Genomic DNA, 1,314 nt, shown 5'->3' on the forward strand with positions numbered 1-1,314 from the left:
TGACCCGTCCTAGAATAAGTTGACACATTTTCGATGAAGAGAAGGAGTGTCAGATGGAGCAAAGGATACGTCGTAGTCAGAAGGATTACAGTCTGGCGTTTAAATTGAGCGTTGTGGAGCAGGTAGAAAAAGGCGAGATGACGTACAAGGAGGCCCAAAAGCGGTATGGAATCCAAGGTAGGTCGATGGTTTTGGTATGGTGTCGCAAACATGGCTTGCAGGACTGGATCCAACCGAGGGGCCGCAGCAAGCGGAGCGCGATGATGACAAACAAACCGAGTAAGGCCTTAACGCCAGAGCAACGAATCAAGGAGCTGGAACAGCAGCTCAAGGAAGAGAAGCAAAAGTCAGCCTTGTTTGAAACGGTGATGAACATCATGCGCGACGAGCACGGGGTGATGGTAAAAAAGTCGTCGGGCAAGCTATCCGTAGTGGTCAAGTCGAAGGACTGAGCATTCAGAGAGCTTGCCGTTTCATCGGCATTAGCCGCCAGGCGTATTACAAACGTTACCAACGGGAACGGGATAGCGAGGATCAAGCTAAGGCAGTGGTGGCACTTGTGCAGCCGATTCGCCTGCGCCAGCCAAGAATAGGCACACGCAAGCTGCACCATATGTTGGGCACAAGCCTGGAACAAGCAGAAATGAAGGTTGGCCGGGATCGATTGTTCAGCATTCTGAGACAGGCAAGACTGCTGGTGCAGCCGCAGCGTGCGTACCACAAGACCACAGATAGCCATCATCGCTTCCGGCGTCATCCGAATTTACTCAAGGAAGGGCCGGAGCAAGTCGTGCCGACGGGGCCGGAGCAGGTGTGGGTAGCGGACATCACGTATCTGCCCACAAGAGGGAAGTTCGTGTACTTGAGCTTGGTAACAGATGCCTGGTCACGCAAGATCGTTGGATACCATGTGCATGGCAGTTTGCAGACGGAAGAGGTCAGTCAGGCGTTGAAAATGGCCTTGCGCGGACGGCGTGGAAGTGCGCCGGTGACTCATCATTCCGATAGAGGAATCCAGTACTGCGCGACGTATTACCAAGAGATCCATCGCCGCCATGGTTTGATATGTTCGATGACGGATGGGTATGACTGCTACCAGAATGCGTTAGCCGAACGAATCAACGGAATCCTTAAGGGAGAGTTCTTGCTAACCCGGCCGGCGGATCTACAGCAAGCAGCCAAAATGGTGGCACAATCGGTTCAGATTTATAACCAGGAACGGCCACATACGGCCCTGAAATACAAAACGCCCGATGCGGTGCATCGGGCGTCGGTGTCGCAATAAAACCTGTCAACCTATTTTAGGACTGGACA

Annotated in this window: 1 protein-coding gene; it reads left to right on the forward strand. The window is 52.9% G+C overall.

Annotated features, from left to right (window positions below; genetic code table 11):
• Positions 1 to 53: 53 nt before the first annotated feature.
• Positions 54 to 1,285 (forward strand): IS3 family transposase gene (locus tag PQR63_RS23585; protein WP_408170723.1). Its coding sequence is split into 2 segments (ribosomal slippage): positions 54 to 417 and positions 417 to 1,285, totalling 1,233 coding nucleotides; the frame shifts between segments, so codons are not numbered across the junction.
• Positions 1,286 to 1,314 lie beyond the last annotated feature (29 nt).

This window comes from Herbaspirillum rhizosphaerae, from assembly GCF_046025915.1.
Taxonomy (GTDB): Bacteria; Pseudomonadota; Gammaproteobacteria; order Burkholderiales; family Burkholderiaceae_D; genus Herbaspirillum; species Herbaspirillum rhizosphaerae_A.